The sequence below is a fragment of the Bradyrhizobium sp. AUGA SZCCT0105 genome (genome assembly GCF_018129565.1).
GTDB lineage: Bacteria > Pseudomonadota > Alphaproteobacteria > Rhizobiales > Xanthobacteraceae > Bradyrhizobium.
The window spans coordinates 96355-121664 of sequence record NZ_JAFCMK010000007.1; the positions used below are offsets into that span (position 1 = coordinate 96355).

The 25310-nt window shown below is 64.4% G+C and carries 17 protein-coding genes and 1 pseudogene; 9 read left to right on the forward strand and 9 right to left on the reverse strand.

The features are described 5' to 3' along the window. Positions 1 to 63: 63 nt before the first annotated feature. Positions 64 to 1671, forward strand: a complete 1608-nt coding sequence (locus tag JQ573_RS29435) for an ABC transporter substrate-binding protein (protein WP_212311785.1) — start codon at positions 64 to 66, stop codon at positions 1669 to 1671. Between the two features lie 181 nt (positions 1672 to 1852). On the opposite strand, the gene JQ573_RS29440 is transcribed toward JQ573_RS29435, so the two are convergent. Both JQ573_RS29440 and JQ573_RS29445 read right to left on the reverse strand, forming a co-directional pair. Continuing rightward, entirely contained in the window at positions 1853 to 4087 is a 2235-nt protein-coding gene (locus JQ573_RS29440) for a CHASE2 domain-containing protein (protein ID WP_212311786.1), read from the reverse strand. A 94-nt stretch (positions 4088 to 4181) separates the two neighbouring features. Then, positions 4182 to 8345 (reverse strand): VCBS domain-containing protein, encoded by a 4164-nt coding sequence (locus JQ573_RS29445; protein ID WP_212311787.1) that lies wholly within the window; start codon positions 8343 to 8345, stop codon positions 4182 to 4184. Between the two features lie 593 nt (positions 8346 to 8938). Here JQ573_RS29445 and JQ573_RS29450 point away from each other — a divergent pair. Beyond that, the gene (locus JQ573_RS29450) at positions 8939 to 9691 is read left to right on the forward strand and encodes a transglutaminase-like cysteine peptidase (protein ID WP_212311788.1); all 753 of its coding nucleotides are present in this window, start codon (positions 8939 to 8941) and stop codon (positions 9689 to 9691) included. Positions 9692 to 9817: 126 nt separating this feature from the next. Here the strand turns inward: JQ573_RS29450 and JQ573_RS29455 are convergent, their stop codons facing one another. The 6 genes from JQ573_RS29455 to JQ573_RS29480 form a co-directional block, all read right to left on the reverse strand. Next, on the reverse strand, positions 9818 to 11017 hold the full coding sequence (locus tag JQ573_RS29455; RefSeq protein ID WP_212311789.1) for an ABC transporter substrate-binding protein: 1200 nt from the start codon (positions 11015 to 11017) through the stop codon (positions 9818 to 9820). 79 nt (positions 11018 to 11096) lie between these two features. Beyond that, the gene (locus JQ573_RS29460; protein ID WP_212311790.1) at positions 11097 to 12935 is read right to left on the reverse strand and encodes a long-chain fatty acid--CoA ligase; all 1839 of its coding nucleotides are present in this window, start codon (positions 12933 to 12935) and stop codon (positions 11097 to 11099) included. 154 nt (positions 12936 to 13089) lie between these two features. Then, positions 13090 to 13869, reverse strand: a complete 780-nt coding sequence (locus JQ573_RS29465) for an ABC transporter ATP-binding protein (protein WP_173640269.1) — start codon at positions 13867 to 13869, stop codon at positions 13090 to 13092. Between the two features lie 10 nt (positions 13870 to 13879). Next, positions 13880 to 14638 (reverse strand): ABC transporter ATP-binding protein, encoded by a 759-nt coding sequence (locus tag JQ573_RS29470; RefSeq protein ID WP_212311791.1) that lies wholly within the window; start codon positions 14636 to 14638, stop codon positions 13880 to 13882. Further along, positions 14635 to 15786 carry a branched-chain amino acid ABC transporter permease gene (locus JQ573_RS29475; protein WP_212311792.1) on the reverse strand — a complete coding sequence of 384 codons (1152 nt, stop codon included), beginning with the start codon at positions 15784 to 15786 and terminating at the stop codon, positions 14635 to 14637. The genes JQ573_RS29470 and JQ573_RS29475 overlap by 4 nt, the downstream gene beginning before the upstream one ends. A gap of 10 nt (positions 15787 to 15796) precedes the next feature. Continuing rightward, on the reverse strand, positions 15797 to 16672 hold the full coding sequence (locus tag JQ573_RS29480) for a branched-chain amino acid ABC transporter permease (protein ID WP_212311793.1): 876 nt from the start codon (positions 16670 to 16672) through the stop codon (positions 15797 to 15799). A gap of 293 nt (positions 16673 to 16965) precedes the next feature. On the opposite strand from JQ573_RS29480, the gene JQ573_RS29485 reads away from it, so the two are divergent. Next, complete coding sequence (locus JQ573_RS29485; protein ID WP_212311794.1) at positions 16966 to 17718, forward strand: ABC transporter ATP-binding protein; 753 nt, start codon at positions 16966 to 16968, stop codon at positions 17716 to 17718. Continuing rightward, complete coding sequence (locus JQ573_RS29490; RefSeq protein WP_212311795.1) at positions 17715 to 19235, forward strand: permease; 1521 nt, start codon at positions 17715 to 17717, stop codon at positions 19233 to 19235. Before JQ573_RS29485 ends, JQ573_RS29490 begins: the two co-directional genes overlap by 4 nt. Before the next feature lie 8 nt (positions 19236 to 19243). Here the strand turns inward: JQ573_RS29490 and JQ573_RS29495 are convergent, their stop codons facing one another. Continuing rightward, positions 19244 to 20128, reverse strand: coding sequence for an alpha/beta fold hydrolase (locus tag JQ573_RS29495; RefSeq protein ID WP_249132539.1), 885 nt, complete (start codon positions 20126 to 20128; stop codon positions 19244 to 19246). A 226-nt stretch (positions 20129 to 20354) separates the two neighbouring features. On the opposite strand from JQ573_RS29495, the gene JQ573_RS29500 reads away from it, so the two are divergent. The 5 genes and pseudogenes from JQ573_RS29500 to JQ573_RS29525 all read left to right on the forward strand — a co-directional run bounded on the left by JQ573_RS29500 (position 20355) and on the right by JQ573_RS29525 (position 25301). Next, on the forward strand, positions 20355 to 21170 hold the full coding sequence (locus tag JQ573_RS29500; RefSeq protein WP_212311797.1) for an MBL fold metallo-hydrolase: 816 nt from the start codon (positions 20355 to 20357) through the stop codon (positions 21168 to 21170). A gap of 119 nt (positions 21171 to 21289) precedes the next feature. Further along, on the forward strand, positions 21290 to 22285 hold the full coding sequence (locus tag JQ573_RS29505) for an aldo/keto reductase (RefSeq protein ID WP_212311798.1): 996 nt from the start codon (positions 21290 to 21292) through the stop codon (positions 22283 to 22285). Beyond that, a complete protein-coding gene (locus JQ573_RS29510) occupies positions 22285 to 22746 on the forward strand; it encodes a MerR family transcriptional regulator (RefSeq protein WP_212311799.1) in 462 nt (153 codons plus the stop codon). Before JQ573_RS29505 ends, JQ573_RS29510 begins: the two co-directional genes overlap by 1 nt. Positions 22747 to 22813: 67 nt before the next feature. Next, positions 22814 to 24168, forward strand: a pseudogene (locus JQ573_RS29520) (MFS transporter). Between the two features lie 83 nt (positions 24169 to 24251). Then, positions 24252 to 25301, forward strand: a complete 1050-nt coding sequence (locus JQ573_RS29525; protein WP_212311802.1) for an amidohydrolase — start codon at positions 24252 to 24254, stop codon at positions 25299 to 25301. The last annotated feature ends 9 nt before the right edge of the window (positions 25302 to 25310 follow it).

Below are 25310 nucleotides of genomic sequence, written 5' to 3' on the forward strand. Positions count from 1 at the left end.
ATGCCTATTCTGGCATCATGCTTGCAGGATTTGGCCCCGACTTCCCACCAACGGAGCCTTCATATGCGCGCGCGCAATTCGATCCTGACGGCGGCAATGGCGCTCGCCCTGACCGCGGGCTGGCCGGCCACCTCGGCGCGAGCAGAGTCCATTGTGCGCTACGGCATTTCGATGGCCGACATTCCGCTGACGACCGGCCAGCCCGATCGCGGCGCCGGCGCCTATCAGTTCACGGCCTACACGATCTACGATCCGCTGGTGGCCTGGGAGATGGACGTGGCCGACCGGCCGGGAAAACTGGTGCCCGGGCTTGCGACCGAATGGAAGGTCGATGACAACGACAAGACCAAGTGGCGCTTCACCCTGCGCAAGGGCGTGAAATTCCACGACGGCAGCGACTTCAACGCCGACGCGGTGATCTGGAATCTCGACAAGGTGCTGAACGACAAGGCACCGCAATTCGACAAGCGGCAGAGCGCGCAGGTCAAGACCCGACTGCCCTCGGTCGCGAGCTACGCCAAGATCGACGACCAGACCATCGAGATCACCACCAAGACGGTCGACTCTTTCTTCCCCTACCAGATGCTCTGGTTCCTGGTCTCGAGCCCCGCGCAATATGAGAAGCTCGGCAAGGACTGGGACAAGTTCGCCAGCCAGCCCTCCGGCACCGGCCCGTTCAAGCTGACCAAGCTGGTGCCGCGCGAGCTCGCCGAGCTGACCAAGAACCCGGACTATTGGGACAAGAAGCGGCTGGCGAAGGTCGACAAGATGATCCTGATCCCGATGCCGGAGGCGCTGACCCGCACCAACGCGCTGCTGGCCGGCCAGGTCGACCTGATCGAAACACCGGCGCCCGACGCCGTGCCGCAGCTGAAGGCCGCCGGCATGAGGATCGTCGACAACGTGACGCCGCATGTCTGGAATTATCACTTGAGCGTGCTGCCGGGTTCGCCCTGGACCGACATCCGCCTGCGCAAGGCACTCAACCTCGCGATCGACCGCGATGCGGTGGTTGGCCTGATGAACGGCCTGGCCAAGCCGGCCAAGGGCCAGGTCGACCCGTCGAGCCCGTGGTTCGGCAAGCCGAGCTTCGAACTGAAATACGACCTCGCGGCCGCCAAAAAGCTGGTGGAGGAAGCCGGCTATTCAAAGGACAAGCCGCTGAAGACCACCTTCATCATCGCCCAGGGTGGCACCGGGCAGATGCTGTCGCTGCCGATGAACGAATTCCTGCAGCAGAGTTTCAAGGAGATCGGCATCGATATTGACTTCAAGGTCGTCGAGCTCGAGACACTCTATTCGCACTGGCGCAAGGGCGCGGCCGACGAGATGAACGCCGGCATCACCGCCAACAACATCGCCTATGTCACCTCGGATCCGCTCTACGCCATCGTGCGGTTCTTCCATTCCGGCCAGGTGGCGCCGACAGGCGTTAACTGGGGCGGCTACAAGAATCCGAAGGTCGACGCGCTGATCGACGAGGCCAAACAGACCTTCGACAGCGCGAAACAGGATGCGCTGCTGGCGCAGGCGCACGCGCTGATCGTCGACGATGCTGCGCTGGTGTGGGTGGTGCACGACACCAATCCGCACGCGCTGTCGCCGAAGGTGAAAACCTTCGTGCAGGCGCAGCACTGGTTCCAGGATCTGACGCAGATCGGTCTGGAGTAGGTCTCTCGTCGTCCCGGCGAAGGCCGGGACCCATAACAACGAATGGGTGTTGTTAGAAAGCCGTCTGGCCGCTTGCCCACTACGCCGGCCACGGCATATGAGTCCCGGCCTTCGCCGGGACGACACCGGATTTGTGGCGCCCATTTCGTCGTCAGCCGGGACGACACTGCGTTTGCGGCGCCTATTTCGTCGTCAACGCAAAGGCGCCGTCCCAATCGTCCGGCGGGGGCTCGTTCTGGAAGGCGCGGATGCGCGCCTCATAGAGGCGGTAGAGATATTGCAGCGTCTGCGCCTCGTCGGTCTTGCGGCCACGCTCGATCGCGGCGAGCGCGCCGTCCCAGTCGCGGCCGCGGTAGCAGGCGAGCATCTCGATGGTCAGGTTGCGCAGCCGCTGGAAGCGGCCAGAACCGGCCACGTCCTCGCGGCCGGCGATCGCATAGATCACCTCGGGCTCCTTCTTGCCCTTCACCATGATGAAGTCGAGTTCGAGGATCGCGAACTTCTCCTTCACCGCGAGCGCGGTCTTCGATCCCACGATGATCGGGAAGCCGTATTCCTTGGACTGCCCCTCCAGCCGCGCCGCCAGATTGACGCTGTCGCCGAGCACCGAATAATTGAACTTGAGATCAGACCCCATATTGCCGACCACGCAGGTGCCGGTGTTGAGGCCGACGCCGATGTTGAGCGGCACATAGACGTGGCCACCGTCCTGCGCTTCCTGTTCGCGCTTGCGGTTGAGGTCGCCGACGTGCTCCAGCATGTCAAGCGCGGCGTCGCAGGCGTTGAGCTGGTGCTGCTTGTCGTCGAGCGGCGCATTCCAGAATGCCATGATGGCGTCGCCCATATATTTGTCGATATAGCCTTTGCGGGCGAGGATCGCGTTGGTGAGCGGCGTGAGGAAACGGTTCATCAGCGCCGTGAGGCCTTGCGGATCGCGCTTGTAGGTTTCCGAGATCGAGGTGAAGCCGCGCATGTCCGAGAACATGATGGTCATCTCGCGCTCTTCGCCGCCGAGCACGAGCCGCTCCGGCGACTGCGCCAGCTGCTCGACCAGCGCGGGCGACATGTACTGCACGAATTGCGACCTGATCTGCCGGCGCTGCTGCTGTTCGCGCACGAAGGCGGAGAAGATCAGCGTGAGGTAGATCGCCGTGGTCGACATCAGCGGATAGGTGAAATCGATCAGGAGCCGATGCTGGGAATAGAAATACCAGGACGTGCCGGTCAGCACCGAGGCGAACATCCCGCCAACGACGACCAGCGTGATCGGACCGAACTTCGGCGCGAAGGCGATGACCAGCAGCCCCATGATCAGCGCGGCGAAGAACTCGATGCCGATGCCGTAGTTCGGTTGCGAAACCACGTCGCCGGTCAGCGCGCTCTCCAGCACCTGGGCGTGAACCTCGACCCCGGGCATCGCCGGTGTCACCGGCGTGGTCTTGATGTCGTTGAGCCCGACCGAGGAGGTGCCGATCAGGATTAGCTTGCCGGCGATCCGGTCGGGCGGCACCCGCCCGTCCAGCACGTCGACGGCCGAGACGTAGATCGAGGGGTCACGGCGTGCGTAATGGATCCAGAGCTGGCCATAGAGGTCGGTCGGGATCGCAAAGCCCTTGATACCGAGGCTCTTGATGCCGGCCTTGTCGGCCTTGATCAGGATGGTGCCCGAACCGCCCGCCACCCGCAGCATTTCGAAGGTCAGCGACGGCATGGTGATGCCCTGCGCGACCATCATCATCGGCACCCGCCTGACGATGCCGTCGCGTTCCGGCCTGATCGTGAACAGGCCTCGCCCGGCCGCGGCCTCCTCGAGCACCGGAACGTTGCGCAACAATCCCGGAAACTGGAACATGAAGCTCTGCGGCTCCTCGCCGAGCATCGCAAGCCCGGTGACCGGCAGCTTTTCGTTGAGGTCGGCGCGCACGTTGGGGCCGCCGGACTCGCCGAGCACCACACGCGAGTTCTTGATGGCGTCGGCCAAGATGCTGTCGTTGCTCGGCAGCTGCCGTAGCCTGGCGCGCATCTCCTCGTCGAGGCTGCTGAACGTATCGGCCGCGATATCGGGGTTGAGACGGTCGGGCTCGGAGAACACCGCGTCGAACGCGATCACCACGGCGCCGAGCCGGGTGAGATTGATGACGATGTCGGCGAGCCGCGTCCGCGGCCACGGCCATTGCCCGAGCCGGGGATCGGCGAGGCTCTTTTCGTCGATATCGACGATGGTGACGGGCCGCGCGGTCTTCTGGCGGGGTTCGATCACCTGGAATGTGTCGAACGTCCTGACGCGAAGCTCCTGAATCGGAGCCGGATCCGCGATCCGCAGCGCGGCAATGCCGATCAACAGCGCCACGCAGGCCAGCCGCGCATAGCCGAAGCGCCGTCCGAACCACCTTCGTATCGCCTTCAGCCGTCTCATACCGTCTGGATATCACGCGCGGAGAGTTGTTCCAATCGAGCAGACGTTGCGCAATGCAGGATCCAGCCGGCCTTTTTCAGGAGGCCGACGCCCATCAGGTATAATGAATGATGAAATCGCTCTGATGCAAACTCGCCTTCGAGACATTGTGCAACGTGATCGTGTCTGCACTGTCGACCGTGATCAGCGTATCCGCCGAATTCGTCGGCGACGTCGTCGCATGCTGATCGAACCAGCTGCTGAAGGTGCTTGTCGAGACGACCGTGGACAGGTCGATCTGGTCCTGGCCCGGCGTAAAGTTCAGGATCGTGTCGTGATTGAAGTTCGGCGCAAACACGAACTTGTCCTGATAGCCCGATCCGAAGAACACGTCCTTGTCGCTGGTGCCCGTCAGCGTCACCGGCTGGGGCGGATTTTGCTGGACGTTGAAGATCAGGTTGACCGTATCGCTCGCGCCGTGGCCGTCGGTCACGGAGAGCGCGATCTTGTCGGTCGCCGGCGGGGTCTGGCCCGGATTGTAGACAAGGCCGGGCGACCCGAGCGCGGTGTTGATATCCGGGAGATGGCCGACCAACGGTGGCGGCGCGACGCTGCTGCCCGATCCGGGGTTGGTCGCGGCCGCCAGGGTGAGGTTCTCGTTGGCGCCGGCATCGACATCCGTGACCGTCAAGCCGGAGATCGTTTCGGTCCCGTTGGGATTATCGGTGATGCTGATGTTGTCAGCATGGATCACCGGCGCGTCGTTGGCGCCGACGACATCGACCGTCAGCGTCGCAGTCCCGGTCGCGCCATGGGCATCGATGGTCTCGACGGTGAACGTGTCGGCATAGGTGCCCTTGGCCAGCGCGTTGATCGCGGCGGCGTCGGGAACATAGCTGTAGGTGCCGTCGGCGTTGACCGTAAGCGAGCCGTAGAGGCCCGCGATCGAGGAGTTGACCGCGACGTGGTCCGAATTGAGGGCGGCATAGGTCAGCGTCGCCGTCTCGCCGTCGTCGACGTCATGGCCGTGCAGCGCGCCGGTGAGCGGGCTGAACGTGTCGTTAGCAGCGGTGTCGGTGAGCGTGCCGGCATTGACGTCGGCGAGCGTGGGTGCGTCGTTGGCGCCGTTGATCGTGATCGTCACGGGCTGGGTGATGACGCCGCCATGATGGTCGTCGATCTGGATCGTGTAGGTCAGCGTCAGCGTCTCGCCTGCGGCGAGATAGTCGAAATTCTGGTCCGCGGCCGAGAAGGTCCAGGCCTGTGATCCGTTCACATGACCGGTCGAATCCGTCAGCGTCCCCAGCGAAAGCCAGTTCAGGATCGTGGACTGGTCCTCGGGCAGGCCCGCGGTCGCCCCGGATTCGATCACGCCGGTGATGGATACGGTGTGATTATCGCTGAGATCGACATCGGCAAATCCCACCACGCCCGATGCGACGTCCGGCTTGGATGAACCCGTCGTGTCGGGCTGCTCGGGAATGGTGGCGGTCTGCGGCGCCGACGTGACGGTGGGTGCGTCATTGCTGCCGACGATCGTGATCGTCACCGGTTGGCTGATCACGCCGCCATGATGGTCGTCGATCTTGACTGTGTAGGTCAGCGTCAGCGTCTCGCCGGCGGCGAGATAGTCGAAATTCTGGTCCGCGGCCGAGAAGGTCCAGGCCTGCGATCCGTTCACACGGCCGGTCGAATCCGTCAGCGCCCCCAGCGAGAGCCAGTTCAGCACCGTGGACTGGTCCTCCGGCAGGCCGCTGGTCGTGCCGGATTCCGCGACACCGGTGATGGACACGGTATGGGTGTCGCTGAGATCGACGTCGGCAAACGCCACCACGCCTTGAGCCACGTCCGGCTTGGTCGAGCCGGTCTCGCCGATCGCCTCGGGCACCGAGGTGGTCGACGGCTCCGACGTGAATGTCGGGGTGTCATTAATGCCGGTGATGGTGATCGTGACCGGCTGGGTGACGACGCCGCCATGGTGGTCGTCGACCTGGATCAGGTAGGTCAGCGTCAGCTTCTCGCCGGCCGCCAGATAGTCGAAATTCTTGTCGGCGGCCGAGAACGTCCAGGCATTGGATCCGGCCACGCCGCCGGTCGTGTCCTTCAGCGTGCCGAGCGAGAGCCAGCTCAGGATCGTCGCCTGATCGGGGAGCCCGGTGGTCACGCCCGTTTCGGTGACACTGGCCACGGTGATGCTGTGGGTGTCGCTGAGATCGGCATCGGTGAAGGTCACGGTGCCGGACGCGGTATCGGAATTCGCCGAACCGGTTACGCCCTCGGCCTCGGTGATGGCGGCTGCCTGGGTCGGCGAGGTGATCACCGGCCTGTCGTCGGTGCCGACGATCGTGATCGTGATCGGGACCGTGACGACGCCACCATGATGGTCGTCGATCTGGACCGTGTAGATCAGCGTCAGCGTCTCGCCGGCGGCGAGATAATCGAAACTCTTGTCGGCGGCCGAGAACGTCCAGGAGCGCGATCCCGTCATGCCGTCGGTCGAATCGGTCAGTGCGCCCAGCGACAGCCAGCTCAGCATGGTGGCCGGGTTGGGAATTCCGCCAGTGAAGCCGGTCGCCGCGACGCCGGTGATGGCGACCGTGTGCGTGTCGGTCAAATCCGCATCGGTAAACGTCACCGTGCCATGCGCCGTATCGTGCACGGCGGAATTCGTCGTCCATGGCAGTTCGGTGATCGAACCGACCTGTGCCGAGGACGTCACGACCGGCGTGTCGTTGGTGCCGGTGATCGTGATGGTGATGGTCTTGAACGCGGTCTCGTTGCTCAGCGCGTAGTTGTTATCGACACGCACCATATAGGTGAGCGTCAGCGTTTCGCCGGCGGCGAGGAAGTCGAAGGCGCCGTCGGCAAGGCTGTAGGTCCAGGTCGCCGAGCCGATGTTGTTGTTCAGCGGATTGGGGTCGAGCAGCACCGGGACCTCGACGGCCGCGATGGCCGCCTGTTCCGCCGCCGTCAGCGACGAGGTGACGTCGTTGCCGCTGGCGTCGTGGTAGCTGAACGAGCTGAAGTTGATCGTTGCAGTCGGCTTGTCGCCGAGGTTGACATCCACCCACGTGATCTGGCCGCTCACCGTGTCGGGCAGTCCGCTATGGGTCTGCCCGGCCTGTTCGCTGAACGCCGCATTCTGTGTCACGACATGCGGCGCCCCGGCGATGTGGTCGGACTTGGGGGCAGCGGCCTGCGATCCGGAATTGTTGGTCAACCCCAGCAGAAAGTTGATCGGCACGAAGGCGTCGCCGGTCGCGAGCTTCAGGCCGATCGTGACCGGGACGACGCTGTCCGTGAAGTTCGTCGTGAGCTTGGTGTTGGGATTCGAATTGTCGGTGAACTTCAGCGCGAAGACGTCGGAGATCAGCTTCTGCGCATCGGTCGACAGTTGCGCCGACGAGACGAAGCTGACGCTGCCCTGGCCGTTGACGATGGTCTGGGTGCCGGCCTGATCGACGGTTGCGATCGGATTGAGCGTCGTCTTGTCGAACAGGATGTAGGAGCCGGTGGCGCCGTCGGGCTCGACCAGCACCTGAAATTTGGCCGGCGGCACACCACCCGTGCCCTGGACGTCGAAATCGATCTCGACCAGCACCGCGGTGCCGCGGATGCCCATGGTCGCGACCGGCGTATCGACCTTCATGTCGCCATGCTTGGCAGTCGCGCCGGCAACGAACGAGATGGTGCCCGAGACGAGGCTCATCAACGACGAATTGCTCGACCCGTTCGGGTCGTAGATCATCTCGTTCAGCACCATCTTGGCGTTCGGCCCGAGACCGAACACGGTGCCGTCGATGAAGGTGATGCCGAGCGTCGAGTCGCTGCCGGACTGAACCACGTCACCCTTGTTGACGTTGTCGCCCTGGTTCAGGACGATCGAGACGCCGTTACGGATTGCGGTGGCGTTGCCCGCCAGCTTGGTGACATGGCCGATGACCTTCGCCGGTTCCACCGCGCCGCCGGCCTGGGCATATTGGGTGTGGCCGGTGAGCGCCTTGACGAGGTCGCCGGTGAGATGCGCGCCTTCAGGCGATGCCAGGGCCGCGTGTTTCTCGCCCTTGAAGTAGTCGTGCAGGACGAGTTCCCGGTCGTCCTTCGAGATGACGAGATCGAGCCCGGCCCGCTTGAAGTCGCCGGTGAACAGCAATTGCCCGTCGTCGACGGTGATCGCGCCGGGCGGAGCGTGCGTGGAAACGCTGTCGACATGCACTGATCCACGGGCATAAGCGTCCGTGTTCGGCAAATAGCCGTCGAATTTCTCGACAAAGTTCACTGCGGATCACCGCACGAAGGTTAATATTGGTAGAATATCCAGATGATTACGCCTGCATATCATCGGATAAAGCTTCGCGAAACCATCCTGTGCTTTCGCAAGGTGCTCTGATCGCGCGGTTTGACTGGGTGTGACTTGGCTCACGCTGTCATGAGTCGTGTAGTTCAGACTGATCTGACGGTACCATGAGATGGGATTCGAGCCAAGATGGGTACTGCGCCACGTATTCGTGGTATTGACTGGCATTTCTCTACTTGCCTTTATTTCCCCGGAGCCCCGAGAGGGCATTTGACCCCAATTTTCCGGCTAAAGCTGTGACCTGGCTTACAAATCGAAGCTATCCCGTGCGCGGACCGGCCGGGTTAACCAGAAGGCAAGGATGAGGCGTTTTGCGGTGGAAAAAGGTTCGCCGGTTCGTTTCACAAACCAGTAAAGTTTTCGGGACCCGGAGCAGACGCCCTTTAGCCTCCTGCCCGGTTTCCCCACATCTTAAGTCGATTCGAAGGGATCGTTGCCATGCTGTCGGCATGAAACGATCCGGTCGCGTGCGCGGTGCAGTATCCACCCGTCGATGAGCGGACAGGGGGTGTCACATGGGTAACTCGCTTCGCTCGTTTGCGCTGCGCGCCATCATGCTGGGCTTCGGCTTGGCCTTGGCCGGGCCAATTGCCGAGCTCAATGCCGCCTCGGTGCTTTCGCCCGGCCCGGCGACACTGCTCAGAAAGTCGACCGAGCCGTTCGGCCTGTCGACCAGCCTGCTTGCCGACGGCGGCCTGCGCGACAAATGGCTCGGCGTGCAGCGCCAGCTTGCCGACGAATTGGTGCAGCTCGCAGCCTGCGAGAGCGACCGCGCGGGGTGTGCGTCGCCGGAGGCGTTGCGATTCCTGGCGATCGTCGATGCCGGACGCGCGCGCACCGGCCGCGCCCGTCTCGGCGAGATCAACCGCGCGATCAATCTGGCGATCCGCCCGGGCAGCGATCTCGCGACTTATGGCGAGCCCGACGTCTGGGCCACGCCGCTCACCACGTTTGCTCGAGGAAGCGGCGATTGCGAAGACTATGCGATCGCGAAATTCGTGGCGCTCGGCAAGGCCGGCGTCGCGCCGGAAGATTTGCGCATCGTCGTCATGCATGACCTGCTCGGTGGCGAGGATCATGCCGTGGTCGCGGCGCGGCTCGACGGCCACTGGCTGACGCTCGACAACCGCCGCATGGCGATGATCGAGGATGCCGACATCAGGCGCTTTCGGCCGACCTTCGTGATCGACCACAACGGTGTCAGCCGTTATGTCGATGCGCCGCTCGTCATCGAGGCCGCGTGGCGGCCGACGGCGGCGGTGAACTGAGAGATCGCCAGACATAGTTTCCGTCATTGCGAGCGAAGCGAAGCAATCCATCCTTCCGCGGAAAGGTGGATTGCTTTGTCGCTTCGCTCCTCGCAATGACGACTGAATCGAGAGGAGCGCCTACCCTCAGAACATCAAATTGTCCTTCACCAGCACCCAGCGACCGCCCTTGACCTGCTGCACCTGGGTGATGGTGTTGGCGAGATGATCGGTCTTGGAGAACTTGGTCGGCGGCGAGCTGAAGATGTCGAGGAACTTGTCGCCTGACTCCAGCGCGTCGAGCATCTTCTGGCCGGTGAGATCCTTGCCCGCCTTCTGCGCGTAGAACGCGAAGGTCATCACCGCGTTGTAGCCGATGATCGCCTGCGTGTTGGCCTCGCTGTTGAACATCTTCTTGTAGTTGACCAGCCAGTCCTTCACCTTGCCCTTGGCCGTGTCCTCGTAGGGAATCTCGAAGCCCGACGCTGCGTAGAGGCCTTCGACGGCTTCCTTGCCGAGCGCCGGCACTTCGAGCACGTTGGTCGGCGTGGCGCCGAGGAAAGTGACGTCCCAGCCGAGCTTCTTCGCCTCGTTCATCGCGCCGATGGTCTCGCGGATCACGGTGCCGAGCACGACGAGGTCGCAGCCGTCGGACTTCATCTTGGCGACCTGCGCCGAGAAGTCGGAAGCGCCGCGCTTGTAGCTCGTGACCGAGGCCGGCTGCACCTTCATCGCGCCGAGCTGCTGGGTGAAGCCGTCGAGCACGTTCTTACCGTACTCGTCGTCCTGGTGCATGATGCAGGGCTTCTTGAAGTTCTTCCACTCCATCATGTATTGGATCGCGGCGCGCGTGCTCTCGACATAGGGCAGCAGGTTGTTGAACTTCAGCCGCTCCTGCGGCTTGGCGGGATCGAACTTGAAGGTGAATTCGGCGGCGGTCAGCGGGAACAGCTGCAGCACGCCGGCATCGAACAGGATGTCCTGCGCGGCGAGCACGGTCGGCGAGCCCATCGGGCCGATCATCGCGAAGACCTTGTCGCGCTCGACCATCTTTTGCGAGGCCAGCACGGCCTTCTTCGGGTCGTAGCCGTTGTCCTCCAGGATCATCTTGATCTTGCGGCCGTTGATGCCGCCGCTGGCGTTGATTTCCTCAACCGCCATCTTCATGCCGTTGGACACCGGAACGCCCCAGACCTTGATCGGGCCGGACAAATCCTGATGCGTTCCGATCACGATCTCGGTCGGCGAGATGCCTTCATTGGTGACCTTGGTCTGGGCTGCGGCCGGCAGACAGGTCAGCGCCAGCGCGCTCACCGCAAGGCCCAGCGCCTTCAGCGATTTCGACATTGCAGTCTCCTCCTTACATGGCCCATGTTGAGCGAAGGGTCGGGCCTGCTCGCTCCTTCGCCAATTTCCTCGTCGTTGGCTATGCCACCGCCCGCGCGCCATACATGGCGTCGATCTCGGCCGCGTAGCGCTTGTTCACGAAATTGCGCTTCAGCTTCATGGTCGGCGTCAGTTCCTCGTCCTCGGGCGTGAGCTGGCGCTCGATCAGGTAGAATCTCTTGATGGTCTCGACGCGCGCGAACTTGGCGTTGACCGCCTCGACCTCGCGCTGGATCAGGTCCTGGATCTCGCGGGCACGGCACAGGCTCGCGTAGTTGGTGAAGGGGATGTCCTGGTCCTGGGCGTATTTCTCGACATTCTCCTGATCGATCATGATCAGGCAGGTGAGATACGGCCGCTTGTCGCCGATCACGACCGCATCGGAGACGTAGGGCGAGAATTTCAGCTGGTTCTCGATCTCGGACGGGGTGATGTTCTTGCCGCCGGAGGTGATGATGATGTCCTTCATCCGGTCGGTGATCTTCACATAGCCTTCATTGTCGATCGCGCCGACATCGCCGGTGTGCAGCCAGCCTTTGGCGTCGATCGTCTCGGCGGTCTTCTCCGGCTGGTTGAGATAGCCCATGAACAGGAAGTCGCCCTTGATCAGGATCTCGCCCTTCGGGCAAATCATGACCTCGCCCCAGGGCGCGGCCTTGCCGACCGAGCCGAGCTTGATGCGGTCCGCCGGCATCATGGTCGCGACACCGCAATTCTCAGTCTGGCCGTAGACCTCGCGCATGTCGATGCCGAGCGCGAGATACCAGCGGATCAGATCCGGCGAGATCGGCGCCGCGCCCGTCAACGCGATCCGGCAGCGGTCGAGCCCGAGCATGCGGCGGATGTTGCGGAACACCAGCCAGTAGGCGGCGCGGTTGGCGAGCCGCAGCGACAGCGGCGGCGTCTCGCCCTGCAGCCGGCACTCGGTCATCCGGTTACCGATCGCAAGCGCGCGGGCATACATCCAGTTCTGGAACGGGGTCGCGTCCTTCAGCGCGATGGTAATCCCGGAGTAGAACTTCTCCCAGATCCTGGGCACCGCGAGGAATGCAGTCGGTTGCACCTCGCGCAGATTGTCCGGCACCGTCTCCGGGCTCTCGGCGAAATTCATCACCGAACCCAGCGCCAGCGAGATGTAGTAGCCGCCGACCCGCTCGGCGACATGGCAGAGCGGCAGGAACACCAGCCGCTCCTCGCTGTCGGTCGAGGGATAGAGATCATTGGCGTGGCGCATCTGGTGCGTCACGCTGCGGTTGGAGTGCATCGCCCCCTTCGGTGGACCTGTGGTGCCCGACGTATAGACCAGGATCGCAAGATCGGAGGCGGTGCGGCTGCCGGTCATTTCATCCCACAAGGCATCATTGCCCTGCGCATGATTGCGGCCGAGCGCGGTGAATTCGGCGAGCGACAGCACCATCGGATCGGAGAAGCCGGAGAGGCCCTCCATGTCGAACACGACGATCTTTTCCAGCGTCGGACAGCGCGACCGGCAGGTCAGCACCTTGTCGAGCTGCTCCTCGTCCTCAACGAACATCACCCGCGTCTGGGAATCATTGACCAGGTATTCGACCTGCGCCGCCGAATCGGTCGGATAGATGCCGGAGGACACACCGCCGGCGCACAGGATGCCCATGTCGGCATAGACCCATTCCGGCACCGCGTTGGCGATGATCGAGGCAACATCGCCGGGGCGGAAGCCGGTCGCATGCAGGCCGAAGGCGATGTCCCTGGATATCTGCAGCCATTCGCGCCAGCTGGTCGGCTGCCAGATGCCGAACTTCTTCTCGCGGATCGCGGGCCTGTCGCCACGCGTTTGCACCGCGAGCAGAAAGCTCCTCGCGATCGTGTCGGCAACCGTCAGCACCGCTGGTCCTGCCATGCGCGCTCCCTCCTCTGCCGCTTGCCTCACCCGCCGGCTCGAATGCCGGTCTTGTTCGCGAAGCAGGCCTGAAATCTAGCTCCAACTGGCTCTCAGCGCCAAACCTTCCTCGGCCAACTTTAGTCGACGCCAACCTTCGCCAACGCCGACCTTCTCAGCGCCACGTCTTCTTCTTTTTCCAGCGCCGCTCGCCCCGCGCGCCCGCTTCCTTGGCGCCGAGGTAAAACTCCTGGATATCGGGCGAATTCAACAGCCTTTCACAGGTGTCGTTCATGACGACGCGGCCGATCTCCAGCACATAGCCGTAATGCGCCGTCTCCAGCGCGATCTTGGCATTCTGCTCGACCAGCAGGATCGACATGCCCTGCTCCTCATTGACGCGGCGGATGATGGTGAAGATCTCCTTCACCAGGATCGGCGACAGCCCGAGCGACGGCTCGTCCAGCAGCAGCAGCGTCGGCCGGTTCATCAGCGCCCGCCCGATCGCAAGCATCTGCTGCTCGCCGCCCGAAAGCTGTCCGGCCGGCTGGCCGAGCCGCTCCTTCAGCCGTGGAAAATAGCCGTAGACGCGTTCGAGGTCCTGCGCCACACCGTCGCGGTCCTTGCGCAGATAGGCGCCCATCATCAGGTTCTCGCGCACCGACAGGAACGGAAACACCTCGCGTCCCTCCGGCACGTGGCTGAGGCCGAGCCGCACAATCCGGTCGGCCTCCATGCGCTGGATCGGCTTGCCCAGGAATTCGATCGACCCTTTCTGCGGATCGAGGATGCCGGAGATCGTCTTCAGCACCGTGGTCTTGCCGGCGCCGTTGGCACCGAGCAGCGTCACGATCCGGCCGCGCGGCACCTCGAGGCTGATGCCGCGGATCGCCATGATCGGCCCGTAATAGCTCTCGATGTTGGAGAGTTTCAGGATGATGTCTGCTGCGCTCATGGCATCATCCTCATGCGCCGAGATATGCTGCGACGACATCGGGATGGTGCTGCACCTCGGACGGCGACCCCATCGCCAGCACGCGGCCGTAGTTCAGCGCGATGACACGGTCGGAGACCCGGTTGACCAGCGTCATGTCGTGCTCGACCATCAAGACCGTGATGCCGAGCTCGCTCTTCATGTCGCGGATCCAGAACGACATGTCGCCGGTCTCCTCGACGTTGAGGCCGGACGACGGCTCGTCGAGCAGGATCAGCTTCGGCTCCGAGCACAGCGCGCGCGCCAGCTCGATCACCTTGCGCACGCCATAAGGCAGTCCCGAGATCAGCTTGTCGCGATAAGGCTCGAGATCGAGGAATTCGATCACCTGCTCGACCCGGCGGCGATGCGCCTTCTCGCCGGCGCGGACGCTCGGCAGGAACAAGAGCTCCTGCCACAGCTGGGTGGTGGAATGGCGATGCCGGCCGACCAGGAGGTTGCTCAGCACAGTGGCATTCTCGAACAGCTCGATGTTCTGGAAGGTCCGCGCGATGCCGAGCTTCGCGATGTCGTAGGCCGGCTGCTGGGTGATGTCCTGATCCTCGAAGAAGATCTTGCCCGAGGTCGGCGGATAGATCCGCGAGATCAGGTTGAAGATCGAGCTCTTGCCGGCGCCATTGGGCCCGATGATCGAGAGGATCTCGCCCTTCTCGACCGCGAAGCTGACCGCATCGACGGCCTTGAGGCCGCCGAAATGCAGGGACAGGTTCTCGGCGCGGAAATAGCTCATCGGTTCCGCTCCGATTTCACGTAGATCTTCTGCCGCTTGAAGGTCGCGCGCTTGTACAGCGGGAACAGCTGGAAGAAGAGCTTGATCTTGAGCCAGCGGCCATAGAGTCCGAGTGGCTCGAACAACACGAACACCACGATGATGATGCCGTAGATCGCGCCCTTCAGCCCGTTGGCCGAGGCAAACGCCGCGACCGCATCCTGGATGTGGCCCACGCGTTCCGCGCCGGCGCCGAGCGTGGCAGCGACGCCGCTGATCACGCCGGGCATGTCGTCCTTCAGATAGGTCAGGAACGGATCGATCATGACCAGGAAGATCGCGCCCAGCACCGCGCCGTGCAGGCTGAAGGTGCCGCCGATCAGGATCACGATGATAAACTCGATCGAGAGCTGCAAAGTGAACATCTCGGGCGAGATGAAGGACAGCTTGTGGGCGAACAGCACGCCGGCAAAGCCGGTGATGGCCGCCGAGATCGCGAACGACTTCACCTTGTAGAGCGCGACGTTGATGCCCATGCTGCGCGCCGCGGTCTCGCTGTCGCGGATCGCGACAAAGGCGCGCCCGGTCGGCGAGCGCAGCAGGTTGAGCGTGCCGACGATGGTCAGCACCAGCACCGCGAGACACAGATAGTAGAAGGTCGGGCCGTCGCGCGACACCGTGGTGCCAAGCAGCTGAATGGTCTTGACCCGCATGCCCTCATTGCCGTGGGTCACGCTTTCCCAGCGCGCCAGGATTTCCTCGACGATGAAGGCAAACGAGATCGTCGCGATCACGAGATAGATGCCCTGCAGCCGCAGCGCCGGAAATCCGACCAGCGCGCCGACCACGCCGGTCAACAGCCCCGCGGCGAGGAAATAGACCGGAAACGGCACGCTGAATTGCTGCAGATAGGCCGCGGTGTAGGCACCGATCGCCAGAAACGCGGCATGGCCGAGCGAGGCCTGTCCGGTGAAGCCGGTCAGGATCAATAGTCCGACGCCGACGGTCGCATAGATGCAGACGAAGACGAGCTGGCTCATCAGATAGCTTGAGAGCACGTAGGGCGCGATCAGCAGCACCGCCAGCAGCAGGCCGTAGGAATAGATATAGCCCGAATGCGGGAACAGCCTGATGTCGTCTTCGTAGTCGGTCTTGAAGAGAAACCGCATGCGTTACTCCTCAAACCTTCTTGCGGACGTGAAGGCCGAACAGGCCCTCGGGCTTGAGCAGCAGCACCGCGAGCAGCACGATGTAGGGCGCGACGTCCTTCCATCCCTGCGGCAGATAGAAACCGGCCATGCTCTCGATCACGCCGATCAGCACGCCGCCGACCACGGCACCCGGGATCGAGCCGAAACCGCCGAGCACGGCGGCCGGAAACGCCTTCAGCCCCAACACCAGGCCGACATTGGAATGGATGAAGGTGATCGGCGCCAGCAGCACGCCAGCGCAGGTCGCCACCGCCGCCGAGATCGCCCAGACGATCGAGACCACACGCTTGACCGGGATGCCCATGTAATAGGCAGCCAGCATATTCTCGGAGCTGGCGCGCATCGCGGTGCCGAGCGTGGTGCGGTTGAAGAACAGATACAGCAGCGCGCACAGGATGATGGTCGCCGCGATCACCGACAATTTGTCATACGCGAGCACCAGGCTGCCGATCCTCAGGACGCCCTGGCTGAACGGCGTTTCGATCTTGAAGTCGTCGGTGCCCCAGATCATGCCGGAGACCGAGCGCAGGAAATAGCCGAGCCCGATCGTCGCCATGATGATGGAGAACTGCGGATAGCCGAGGATCGGCCGCACCACGACCCGCTCGGCCAGCATGCCGAACAGCGCCATGCAGATCACCGCGCCGGCGAAGCCGACCCAGTAATTCAGTCCGAGCATGCCGATGAAGGTGAAGGCGAAAAAGCCGCCCAGCATCATCAAATCGCCTTGCGCGAAATTGACGACCTCGGTTGCCTTGTAGACCAGCACGAAGCCGAGCGCGATCAGGCCGTAAACGCAGCCGAGCGCGATGCCGCTGACGAGCTGCTGAACAAAGTCCAGCATCGTTCCCTCCCCGATGCCCGGCGATTCTTCCCGATCGCTCGTTGCATCCCGCCTTCACGCCCTTGTGTCGGAAGCGCTGAAAGCTGCCTATGTCCGCTCGGATTGAGCCAAAAGGCCCGATCCCTGTCAACAAACCGCTGATCCGGCTGTATCATCACATTTGCGGAGATATGCCGCAGCACGGACTAATACGGATATCGCGTTCGATTTGCCCCGTGCGATTCACTGCACCGAAACGGTTTTTGTCCAAGCTTGCGCAACCGACGAGCGAACTCCCGGATCGCCAACGCACCATGACTTCGGAACTGTCCGCACTCGCCGTGCGAGGGTTAACCAAGCGTTTTGACCGCCCGGCGGTCGACGCGCTCGATCTCACCGTCCGTGTCGGTGAATTCTATGCGCTGCTCGGGCCGAACGGCGCCGGCAAGACCACGACGTTGCGCATGGTGGCGGGGCTATTGCGGCCCGATGCCGGCTCGGTGTCGATCCTCGGCATCGATGCACTGGCCGACCCGGTCTCAGCCAAGCAGATCATGGCCTGGGTGTCCGACGAGCCGATGATCTACGACAAGCTGACGCCGCTCGAATATCTCGAATTCGTCGCCGGCCTGTGGGGCATCGATCCCCGCACGTCGGAGAAGTCGGCGCGCGATCTCCTGGGGTCGCTCGGGCTCGAGCCCCATCTCAACGCGCGCTGCGAAGGCTTCTCCAAGGGCATGCGCCAGAAGGTGGCGCTCGCCGGTGCGCTGGTGCACGATCCCCGCCTGATCATTCTCGATGAGCCGCTGACCGGCCTCGATGCGCTGTCGGCGCGTCACGTCAAGGGGCTGTTGCAGGAGCGCGTCCGCGCCGGCTGCACCGTGATCATGACCACCCACATTCTCGAGGTCGCCGAGCGCATGGCCGACCGGATCGGCGTGATCGCGGCCGGCAGGCTGATCGCCGAGGGCACGCTGGCCGAGCTGCGCGAGCAGAACGGCCGCAACGACACCACCCTCGAGGACATGTTCATCGCGCTGGTCGATACCGAGGCGGCCGCCGCGTGAGCTCGACCGCCCATCTCACCTGGTTCGCCCGCCACGAATTCCGCCTGGCGTGGCGCGAATGGCTGGCGATGATGACCGGCGGCCGGCGCCGGCGCAATCGCGCCGTGATCGGCCTGCTGATCTTCGCGGCGATCCTGCATCTGCCGGCCTATGCCGTGGTCGCCCGCTATGTCGACCTGCGGTTTCCGCTCGATCCGTCCTCGCTGATCGTACTGACCGCGACGATCTTCCTGTCCTGGGCGCTGATGCTCTCGCAGGCGATCGAGTCGGTGACACGGGTGTTCTACGCCCGCGCCGATCTCGATCTGATCATGTCGTCGCCGGCAAAACTCACCAACATCTTCTCGATCCGGATCGCCGCGATCGCGCTGACCGTGAGCAGCATGGCGCTCTTGCTGTCGACGCCGTTCATCGACGTACTGGTGTATCTCGGCGGTGCACGCTGGCTTGCCGGCTTCGGCGTCGTCCTTGCGATCGGGCTGTCGGCGGCGGCCGCGGCGATCGCCGTCACCGCGTTACTGTTTCGCCTGATCGGACCGGGCCGGACGCGGCTGGTGGCACAGATCGTCTCCGCCGTCATCGGCGCCGGCTTCGTCATCGCGTTGCAGGTCGTCGCCGTGCTGTCCTACGGCACGCTGTCGCGCTTTGCCTTTCTGACCTCGGAGACCGCGGCACGCATTGCCCCGGCCCCCGACAGCCTCGTCTGGTGGCCGGCCCGCGCGTCGCTCGGCGATGTCGACATCATGATGCTGCTGCTCGCCACCGCGCTCGTGCTGCTCGGCGTCGTGATGGCGGTGTTCGCGCCGCGGTTTGCCGACACCGTCGCGCGCGTTGCCGCCAATCCGGCTGCGGTCACGCAGGGACGGGCCCGCGCGTTCCGGACCGGCTCGCGGCAGCAGGCGCTGCGGCGCAAGGAAGTCCTGCTGCTGCGCCGCGATCCGTGGCTGCTGTCGCAGAGCCTGATGCAGATGCTCTATTTGGTGCCGCCGGCGCTGATGCTGTGGCGAAGTTTCTCCGGTACGTCGACCGCGATCGTGCTGATCACGCCTGTCATCGTGATGGCCGCAGGCCAGCTCGCCGGCGGACTGGCGTGGCTGACCATCTCGGGCGAAGACGCGCCCGATCTGGTGGCGACGGCGCCGCTGCCGCCGTCGCGTGTGATCCGCGCCAAGGTCGAGGTCGTCCTGCTTGCGATCGCCGCGGTTTTCGCGCCGCTGGTGGCCGCGCTGGCGTTCGCCTCGCCGGGGCAGGCCGTGGTGACGGCGATCGCGATCGTCATCGCGACCGCATCCGCCGCCGCGGTCCAGCTCTGGTTCCGCGCGCAGGCCAAGCGCAGCCAGTTCCGCCGGCGCCAGACCTCCTCCCGCATCGCCACCTTCGCGGAAGCCTTCTCCTCGATCGGCTGGGCCGCAACCGCAGCGCTGGCCCTGACGATCCCGACGGCCGCGCTCGTCAGCGGCATTCTGACGCTGCTGACACTCGCCATCGCCTGGAAGATCAGCCCGCGGCGTGGGTAGGAACCACGTTAACCCTTCACCAGCTCCATCACCGCCGCGGCGAACGCCTCCGGCGCTTCCTGCGGCAGATTGTGTCCGGCGCCCGGGATCACGCGATGCGCCCGGCGGGCGGCGTATCTTGCCGCGCTGGCGCTGCCGTCGCGCGCAGGCGTCACCCCGTCATCGGCACCGTCGAGCGTGATGGTGGGGACCGTAATGACCGGCAGCGCGTCCAGCCGCCGCTGCAAATCCGCATATTGCGGATCCCCGGCGACAACGCCGTAGCGATGCCGGTAGCTGTGGATCACGACGTCGACATAATCGGGATTGTCGAATGCGACCGCGGTCCGCTCGAAGCACGCATCGTCCAATACCCAGCTCGGCGACCATTGCGACCACAATATCCTGGCGATGCCGCGCCGGTTGGCGGCAAGCCCGGCGCGACCGCGCTCGAGCTGGAAGTAGTACTGATACCACAGCGGCACCTCGCGCTCCGGGCGCGCCGGCACCATCGCATGCGCGATGTCCTGGATCATGTAGCCGTTGGTGCAGACGAGCCCGATGCAGCGCCCCGGCCACAGCGCCGCACCGATCGAGGCGGCGCGGCCGCCCCAGTCATAGCCGGCGACCACCGCGCGCTTGATGCCGAGCGCATCCATCAGCGCGATCAGGTCGGCCCCGACCGCCGCCTGCTCGCCCGAGCGCGGCGTCGCCTTGTCGCGGAACGCCGTCGGGCCGTAGCCACGCAGATAGGGCACGATGACCCGGCAGCCCTGCGCCGCCAGCAGCGGAGCGACGTCCACATAGGAATGGATGTCGTAGGGAAAGCCGTGCATCAGCATGACGGCGGGACCATCGGCCGGGCCAGCCTCATAATAGGCGATGTCGAGCACGCCTGCGTCGACATGGCGCAATGGCTCGAGCCGTTTGGTGGATGATGCGCGCGGCGCGGAGCTATTGTCAGTCACGCAGAACTCCCTGATCGCTGATCTGCGCGGCATGATAGCGCCTGCCAATGAAATAATCGCCCGGATCGTATTGCAGCCTACGCCATGGAGCGATGCGCCCGCCTCATCATGACGGCACGCCAATTGCGCGATAATCTGATGCCGGCGGATATCGCCGAAGGCGGAACAGGTCATGCTGAGATTGCTCGCCGCGCTCGTCTTGCTGGGAACGTTCACCAGCCACACCCTGGCGCAGGATGCCCAGCGCAGCGAGTGCCTGGCGATGGCCAATGCGCCGCCCCGCGCCGTCCCGGTGAACTACCGGCGCATCGCGGCCAAAGCCGACGAGGTCGCGATCACCTATGCCGGCCATTCGACCTATTACATCGACACGCCCGGCGGCATCAGGATCGCGACCGATTACAACGGCGTCTATCAGACCGGGCGGCTGCCCGACATCGCCACCATGAACCGGGCCCACGCGACGCATTATACGCTGTTTCCCGACCCCGGGATTCCGCACGTGCTGCATGGCTGGGGCGAGAAGGGCCAGGCCGCGCATTACGGGATGCGGATCGGCGACGTCTATATCCGCAACGTCACCACCGACATCCGCCGCTATTGGGGCGAGGACTCCGGCGGCGAGATGATCAAGGACGGCAACTCGATCTTCATCTTCGAGGTCGCCGGCCTCTGCATCGGCCATCTCGGCCACCTCCACGTCAAGCTCGACGACAGCCATTTCGCGGCGATCGGCCGGCTCGACATCGTGATGGTGCCGATCGACGGCACCTATACGATGTCGCTCGACGGCATCTCCGAGATCACCAAGCGGTTGCGCGCCGCCGTCGTGCTGCCGATGCACCGGTTCGCCACCCCGCTCGACGAGTTCATGCGCCTGATCGGCCAGCAATTCGAGATCGACCGCCGCGGCGGTGAGCGCACCTTGCGGATTTCGCGCGACACGCTGCCGGCGACCCCAACGGTGATCATCCTCGACGGCGTGTAAGGCGCCCGACTGCCCCTGACACGATTTCGTGCGCCGGCACTTTCGCGCTTGACCTAGAGTATACTCTAGCTTGTTCACTCGGGATTGTCCGGCAACACCCGGCCACGAGGACCAATCGCATGACACCTTCAAGCAAGCTCCCGCACCGCAGACTCGGCAATGACGGCCCGCAGGTTTCCGCCGTCGGGCTCGGCTGCATGTCGCTGTCCGGCGTCTACGGCGCCAACGACGATACGGCGACGCCCGACTTCATCCGCTACGCCATCGACCGCGGCATCGACTTCCTCGACAGCGCCGATCTCTATGGCTGGGGCCACAACGAGGAATTGCTGGGCCGCGCGCTGAAGGGCCTGCGCGACAGGGTCGTGATCGCGACCAAATTCGGTCAGGTGAAGACCGCGACCGGACAGGGCGTGGACGGACGGCCCGCTTATGTCCAAGGAGCCTGCGAGGCGAGCCTGAAGCGGCTCAACATCGAAACTATCGATCTCTACTACCAGCACCGCATCGATCCGAACGTTCCGATCGAGGATACGGTCGGCGCGATGGCGCGCCTCGTCGAGCAAGGCAAGGTTCGCCATCTCGGCCTGTGCGAGGCGCGCCCTGAAACCATTCGCCGCGCGCACAAGGTGCACAGACTGGCCGCGGTGCAGACCGAATATTCCCTGCTGTACCGCAGCGAGGCCGAGGAGACCCTGCAGACGACGCGGGCGCTCGGCATCGCCTTCGTCGCCTATTCGCCGCTCGGCCGCGGCTTCCTGACCGGCCAGATCCAGTCGCAGGCCGACATCGCGGGCGATCGCCGCGGCGACCATCCGCGCTTCGCCGGCGATAATTTTGCCCGCAACCGCGATCTCGTCAGCGGCATCGTGACGATCGCACGCGAGAAGAATTGCACACCGGCTCAGCTCGTGCTCGCCTGGCTGCTGGCGCAGGGACAGGACGTCGTGCCGATTCCCGGCACCAAGCAGCGTAGCCGGCTGGACGAGAACATCGACGCCCTCGACGTGGTGCTTTCGCCGGACGAGCTGGCACGGATCTCAGCAGCCATCCCGGCCGGCGCCGCGGCAGGTGAGCGCTATCCGGCCGGCGCGATGAAGGCGGTCTATCTGTGATGGACGCCCGGACACCCAATTTGCAGGCGACGCCGAACGCACTCTACATCGGCGACATCGCGCGGCGCTCCGGCCGAAGCGTGCATACCATCCGCTGGTATGAAGCGCAGGGCCTGATGCCCGGCGTCGTCAGAGACCGCGGCCGCCGCCGCGTCTACAACGACTATCACATCGGCTGGCTCGATCTGATGGAGCGGCTGCGCTTGACCGGGATGTCGATCAAGCAGCTTCGCGACTATACCACGCTCGTGAAGCAGGGCAGCGCGACCTTGCGCAAGCGCCGCGCGCTGCTCGCCGAGCACCAGCTCCGCGTCCGGGCCATGATCGCCAAATGGACCGAAGCGCTCGCGCTGGTCGACGCCAAGATCGAGTTCTACGACGAGTGGGTCGCGGCAGGCACGCGGCCCAAGGTCTCGCCACAGCAGCGCGCCCGCGCCAAGCGGTCCGCCACCAGGGCCTGAACGCCCAACCCGACATCGAATAGCAGTATCCGCGATGGACGATATGCTTCGGCGTAAACCCTTTGCCATGCGCGCATCGCAGCGGCTGACGCTGCTGACGCTGTGCCTCGCCGTCACGATCGCGCATATCGATACGTTCATCGTCAATCTCGGCGCGCGCGCGATCGGTAATCATTTCGGTGCGGGTGTCGATGAGCTGCAATGGATCGTCGACAGCTACAATCTGGTCTACGCGGTCTCGCTGCTGACCGGCGGAATGCTCGCGGACAGATATGGCCGGCGCCGAATCCTGATCTGCGGCGCTCTGATCTTCACTTTCGCGTCGCTGCTGTGCGCGGCCGCGCCGTCCGCGCTGGTGCTGATCGGCGGTCGCGCCCTCACCGGCGCCGGCGGCGCGCTGATGATTCCGGCTCGCTTGCGATCATCCGGGTGGTCTGGGACCGGCCGGAGGAGCGCGCCCGTGCGCTTGGTATCTGGGCCGCCTGCAACGGCGTCGCCATGGCACTGGGACCGAGCCTTGGCGGGCTGCTGATCCCATGGTTGGGCTGGCGCAGCATCTTCCTGGTGATCGTGCCGTTCGGCCTGCTCGTCGTACTGATGGCTGGGTCGACGATCCCGGAATCGGTGAACCCGCAGCGGCGCGCGGTCGACATTCCGGCCCAGCTCTGCGGTGCATTGGCGCTTGGAAGCCTGACCTATGCCGCCATCGGCGCACAATCGGCGCCGGGCGCGATGACCGCCGCGCTGCTCGTTGCTGCGCTTTCAGCGACCCTGTTGATCGCGGTCGAAAGGAGAAAGGGCTCGGAGGCGCTGCTGTCGCCGGATATCCTCAGCGCACGCCGGTTCCGCGCCGCCATGATCGCCACCACGGGCATGACATTCGGCGGGTACGGCATGGTCTTCGTGCTGCCGCTGGCGTGGCAGTCGAGCGGACGGCTCGATGCCGCGGCAAGCGCCGCCGCGCTGCTGCCGATGTCGCTGGTCTTCGTGATGGTCTCACCGTTCTCCGGCATGCTGTCGGAAAAGCTCGGGCTGCGCGCGGCCACCTCGGGCGGCGTGACGCTGATGGGTGTCGGCCTCCTGATGATTGGCCTTGGTGGCCTGCGACCGGACATCGCCCTGGCCGAGTTCGGACTGGCCATCACCGGCCTCGGGCTCGGCCTCGCGGCCGGGCCGCTCTCGGCGATGGCGGTCGGCGACGTCGCCGCCGCGCGGGCCGGTACGGCTGCGGCGCTGATCAACGTGGCCCGGATCAGCGGCGCGACGATCGGGGTTGCGGTGCTCGGCGCGTGCTACGCGGCAACCGGCGGCGGCAGCCACGGCCTGCTGCTCACGATGATCGCCGGAAGCCTCGTCCAGTTCGCTGGCGCCGGCGTGGCGTGGATGGTGACGGGGCACGAGGCGCCACGCCTGCGCATTTGACCTGTTCGCGCGCGGCTCGTTATCCTCCCTGCAGCCGACACCGGATCGGCGGCCGACAAGAGCAAGAACAGGGAGTATCATCCATGGCCAGCACTCTGCCCGCCTCTGCGAGCGGGCTCTATGCCAATCCGCGCGAAGACTGGCTCGCCCAATACACCGAGGAGATCATCGATCCCAACAGGCCGATCGTCGATCCGCACCATCATCTCTGGGACCGCGGGGGCTTGCGCTATCTGATCGAGGAGATGCGCGACGACATCGCCTCGGGCCACAACATCGTGGCGACCGTCTATGTCGACTGCCGGTCGATGTATCGCGCCGACGGGCCGGAGGCGTTCCGGCCGGTCGGCGAGGTCGAGTTCGCCAACGGCGTCGCGGCGATGGCGGCGAGCGGCGGCTATGGCAAGGCGGCGATCTGCGCCGGCATCGTCAGCCACGTTAACCTTCTGATCGGCGACCAGGCCAAAGCGGTGCTGGAGGCGGAGATATCAGCCGGCAACGGCCGGTTCCGCGGCATTCGCCACTCCTCGGCCTGGGACGAGGACCCCAACGTCGCCCACATGTATGCGAACCGGCCGAAGGGGATTTTGCTCGATTCCACCTTTCGTAGGGGGTTCGCCTGCCTGGCGCCGCTCGGCCTCAGCTTCGATGCCTGGCTGTTCCACCCGCAGATCGGCCAGCTGACCGACCTCGCCCGCGCCTTTCCCGACACCCGGATCGTGCTCGACCATTGCGGCGGTCCGGTCGGCACCGGCCGTTTCGCCGGCAAGCGCGAGGAGACCTTTCCGGTCTGGAAGGCGTCGATCCAGGAGATCGCCAAATGCCCGAACGTCGTGGTCAAGCTCGGCGGGCTGGCGATGTGCCTGCTCGGCTACGACTTCCACCTCCGCCCCAGGCCGCCGTCGTCGGAGGAACTCGCCGCCGCCTGGCGGCCCTATGTGGAGACCTGCATCGAGGCGTTCGGCCCGAGCCGTTGCATGTTCGAAAGCAACTTCCCACCTGATAAGGGACAGTGCAGCTATCAGGTGATCTTCAACACCTTTAAACGACTTGCATCACAATATAGCGAAGCCGAGAAGACGGCGTTGTTCTTGCAGACGGCAAAGGATGTCTATCGGCTCGATATCGGGTAAACTTGCGAC

Coding starts and splice junctions, on each gene's coding strand:
- JQ573_RS29475 (WP_212311792.1), bottom strand. CDS start 15,786: ATGCGGTTTCTCTTCAAGACCGACTACGAAGACGACATCAGGCTGTTC.
- JQ573_RS29500 (WP_212311797.1), top strand. CDS start 20,355: ATGCTGAGATTGCTCGCCGCGCTCGTCTTGCTGGGAACGTTCACCAGC.
- JQ573_RS29525 (WP_212311802.1), top strand. CDS start 24,252: ATGGCCAGCACTCTGCCCGCCTCTGCGAGCGGGCTCTATGCCAATCCG.
- JQ573_RS29470 (WP_212311791.1), bottom strand. CDS start 14,638: ATGAGCTATTTCCGCGCCGAGAACCTGTCCCTGCATTTCGGCGGCCTC.
- JQ573_RS29465 (WP_173640269.1), bottom strand. CDS start 13,869: ATGAGCGCAGCAGACATCATCCTGAAACTCTCCAACATCGAGAGCTAT.
- JQ573_RS29440 (WP_212311786.1), bottom strand. CDS start 4,087: ATGAGACGGCTGAAGGCGATACGAAGGTGGTTCGGACGGCGCTTCGGC.
- JQ573_RS29460 (WP_212311790.1), bottom strand. CDS start 12,935: ATGGCAGGACCAGCGGTGCTGACGGTTGCCGACACGATCGCGAGGAGC.
- JQ573_RS29455 (WP_212311789.1), bottom strand. CDS start 11,017: ATGTCGAAATCGCTGAAGGCGCTGGGCCTTGCGGTGAGCGCGCTGGCG.
- JQ573_RS29480 (WP_212311793.1), bottom strand. CDS start 16,672: ATGCTGGACTTTGTTCAGCAGCTCGTCAGCGGCATCGCGCTCGGCTGC.
- JQ573_RS29505 (WP_212311798.1), top strand. CDS start 21,290: ATGACACCTTCAAGCAAGCTCCCGCACCGCAGACTCGGCAATGACGGC.
- JQ573_RS29510 (WP_212311799.1), top strand. CDS start 22,285: ATGGACGCCCGGACACCCAATTTGCAGGCGACGCCGAACGCACTCTAC.
- JQ573_RS29450 (WP_212311788.1), top strand. CDS start 8,939: ATGGGTAACTCGCTTCGCTCGTTTGCGCTGCGCGCCATCATGCTGGGC.
- JQ573_RS29485 (WP_212311794.1), top strand. CDS start 16,966: ATGACTTCGGAACTGTCCGCACTCGCCGTGCGAGGGTTAACCAAGCGT.
- JQ573_RS29435 (WP_212311785.1), top strand. CDS start 64: ATGCGCGCGCGCAATTCGATCCTGACGGCGGCAATGGCGCTCGCCCTG.